Origin of the sequence: uncultured Campylobacter sp. (genome assembly GCF_937949835.1) — a bacterium.
Lineage (GTDB): Bacteria > Campylobacterota > Campylobacteria > Campylobacterales > Campylobacteraceae > Campylobacter_B.
Genome location: NZ_CALEDC010000015.1, coordinates 1 through 2907, shown reverse-complemented (window position 1 = coordinate 2907; position 2907 = coordinate 1). Strand labels below are relative to the sequence as shown.

The window sequence follows — 2907 nt, the reverse complement described above, 5'->3', positions numbered from 1 at the left end:
TCGTCCACTCCTGCAAGCTCAGCGCGCCGTCGCGATCTTTATCGTTAAAGTCCATAAATAAGGCACCGGATCGGCAGGATCGCAACCGTATGCGCCGAAGCATAACAGCGCAAGTATAAAAATTTTATTCATTTCGCCTTCTTAAATTTTATCTTTTTGCGACGTTTGCGAGCGATAAACATAAAATTTACCCACATATTCGGACGCGCTTAAGGCCTGTGTTCGCAAAAGCCCTCTGCAGCGCGGCTTTAGCGCAACCTACAGCTCCTTTTTAAGCAGCTCAAGCAGGTTAAATTTTAGCTCGTTTATATTTTGTCCCGTCGCCGAGGAGATCGGCATCACGAAAAACGGCTTAGCGGCGTCAAGCTCATGAATATCTTGCTTAAATTTCATCTCGCCAGCCGTGCCCGCGAGCCCCAAATGTGCCAAAAAACCGTCAAATTTTTCCTGCAAATTTTCTGCCGCGTCCGCGCGAGTCAGAGCGATCGCGTAGTCTCTTTTTGCAAGCTCTCCTGAAAATTTCGCCGTCTCGGCCCTCAGCGCGTCAAACTGCTCCTCAAGGCTGCGGTAGTTTGCAAGATCGAGCATAAAAAGTAAAATTTTAGTGCGCTCGACGTGTTTTAAAAACTGCACGCCAAGCCCGCGCCCCTCGCTTGCGCCCTCGATGATGCCAGGGATATCGGCCATGACAAAGCCGCTGTATTCGTCAACCTCGACGAGACCGAGCTTTGGCGTGAGCGTGGTAAACTCGTAATTTGCGATCTGAGGTTTGGCGTTTGAGACGGTCGAGATTAGCGTGCTTTTGCCCACGTTTGGAAAGCCTACGAGCCCCACGTCGGCGATGAGTTTTAGCTCCAATCTCACCTCGCGCGTCTGCCCCTCTAGGCCTTTTTGCGCGTATTCGGGGGCTTGATTGATCGAGCTTTTAAAATGCACGTTGCCGAGCCCGCCCTTGCCGCCTTTTAAAAACAGCCTCGTCTCACCGTCATTTAGCATATCAAGCACCAGCTCGCCGCTATCCTCGTCGTAAACGCTGGTGCCTGGAGGGACGATGAGATAGAGATCCTCGCCGCTTTTGCCCGTCTTTTTGCGACCCTCGCCGGGCGCGCCGTTTTGCGCTTTAAACTCACGCTTGCCCTTGTAGGATGAGAGGGTGTGGGAATTTTTATCTACCCTAAAATACACGTCGCCGCCGTCGCCGCCGTCGCCGCCGTCGGGACCGCCTGAGATGACGAATTTTTCGCGGCGGAAACTGACGCAACCCGCGCCGCCATTACCAGATTTAACGCTAAATTTTACGCTGTCTATGAACATAGCTATCCTTAAATTTAAAACGGCAATTATAGCCAAATGAGTTGAAGATAATTTTTAAATGGATGAAATTTTAAAAGAGGGGCTTGCGCCCCCGAAGATTTAACGATATTTACGCAGCCGGATAAACCGATACTTTTTTGCGGTTTTTATCTTTTCGCTCAAATTTTACGACGCCGTCGATCAGCGCGAAAATCGTGTGATCACTACCCATGCCTACGTTGCTGCCCGGGTGCGTCGCAGTGCCTCGCTGGCGGATGATGATGTTGCCCGCGCGAACGAACTCGCCGCCGAATTTTTTGACGCCCAAGCGGCGTCCGATACTATCTCTATTATTTTGGGTTGAGCCTTGACCTTTTTTGTGTGCCATTTCCTATCCTTTATGCGTTAATCGAAACGACTTTGACGCGGGTGTATTGGCGTCTGAAGCCGCGTTTTACTTTTGAATCTTTACGTCTGCGTTTTTTGAAGATAACGACTTTTTTATCCTTGCCCTCGCAAACGACCTCCAAAACCACCTTGGCACCCTTTACAAACGGTGCTCCTACCTTTAACTCGCCGTCGTTTAGCGCTAAAACTTCGCTAAGCTCGAGCTTTGCTTTCGGCTCAGCATTAAAATGGTCTAAATTTAGGTAGTTGCCCTCTTCGACCTTATACTGCTTGCCGCCGTGTTTGATGATAGCATACATCAAAAATCCTTTAAAATTTGGTAGCCAAAAAGGCATTTGCCGTGCAAAATTTAAAAGCCCGTTTGGTATGAAACTTTGAATATTATCCGAAATTTTATAAATTCCTACTGAAACGCCTCGCAAAATTCCTACGAAATTTCAAATTTCAAGGGCTCGGATTTATTTTAAACTAAAGATAAATGTGCTACTATCGCAACGAAATTTTTGAAGGAGAATTTTATGAGAAATTTAATAGCTGCGCTCGTAGCAGCGGTATTTTTTATCGGTTGTTCCAACTGGAATATATCCAACGAACCAAGCGGAGTACGCAATCAAACAAAATCCCAAAGCAGCAAAACAAATATCGGCGGCGTAAATGATAAAGTCCAAGAGGTTTCCACCGCAGGCACCACCGATATGGTCGAAACGACCTTGCCCGATAGCACAGGTATGACTAATGCGCCGAAAGACCGCAGCGATGCATTTCATATCAATCAAGTAATTTCTGCATGGAATAAACAGCCAGATTCCATCAAAACAACCGAAGACAATGGCAACATCTACACCTGGAAAAACTATAAGCCAGGCTGCGACGTATCACTTACCAGCGACTCGGAAGGCTACGTATCAAAATCCGCTATCAAATCAGCACTGTCTCAGTGCCTATAACTAACTTATCCGCGACGCCGAAATTTTAAAATTTCGTAAAATTTCGGCTTACGAGCGGGTCTGCTTCGTCAAATCTAATTTTAAAATCCTACGGTTCGCTCTTAAAAATTTACTATACGTATTGTATAATCGAGGACTTTTAATCACTGGAGTAAAATATGAAGAAAATTTTATTTGCAGGTGCGCTTTTAGCGGCATTAGGTAGCTATGCGGTGGCGGGCGAACACATCAAGATCTATCACGGCGAGAGCTGCGGCTG

General features: G+C 46.9%; 4 protein-coding genes. 1 reads left to right on the top strand and 3 read right to left on the bottom strand.

Features of this window, described 5'->3' with window-relative positions; all coding sequences use genetic code 11:
- Positions 1-258: 258 nt before the first annotated feature.
- The 3 genes from obgE to rplU form a co-directional block, all read right to left on the bottom strand.
- Positions 259-1314: a GTPase ObgE gene (gene obgE, locus Q0256_RS00410; RefSeq protein WP_297959007.1), complete on the bottom strand. Its 1056-nt coding sequence runs from the start codon at positions 1312-1314 to the stop codon at positions 259-261.
- Between the two features lie 109 nt (positions 1315-1423).
- A complete protein-coding gene (rpmA, locus tag Q0256_RS00405; protein ID WP_295151027.1) occupies positions 1424-1681 on the bottom strand; it encodes a 50S ribosomal protein L27 in 258 nt (85 codons plus the stop codon).
- A gap of 10 nt (positions 1682-1691) precedes the next feature.
- On the bottom strand, positions 1692-2000 hold the full coding sequence (gene rplU, locus Q0256_RS00400) for a 50S ribosomal protein L21 (RefSeq protein WP_040303368.1): 309 nt from the start codon (positions 1998-2000) through the stop codon (positions 1692-1694).
- 219 nt (positions 2001-2219) lie between these two features.
- Here rplU and Q0256_RS00395 point away from each other — a divergent pair, with 219 nt between their 5' ends.
- Positions 2220-2648, top strand: a complete 429-nt coding sequence (locus Q0256_RS00395; RefSeq protein WP_040303372.1) for a hypothetical protein — start codon at positions 2220-2222, stop codon at positions 2646-2648.
- Positions 2649-2907: the final 259 nt, after the last annotated feature.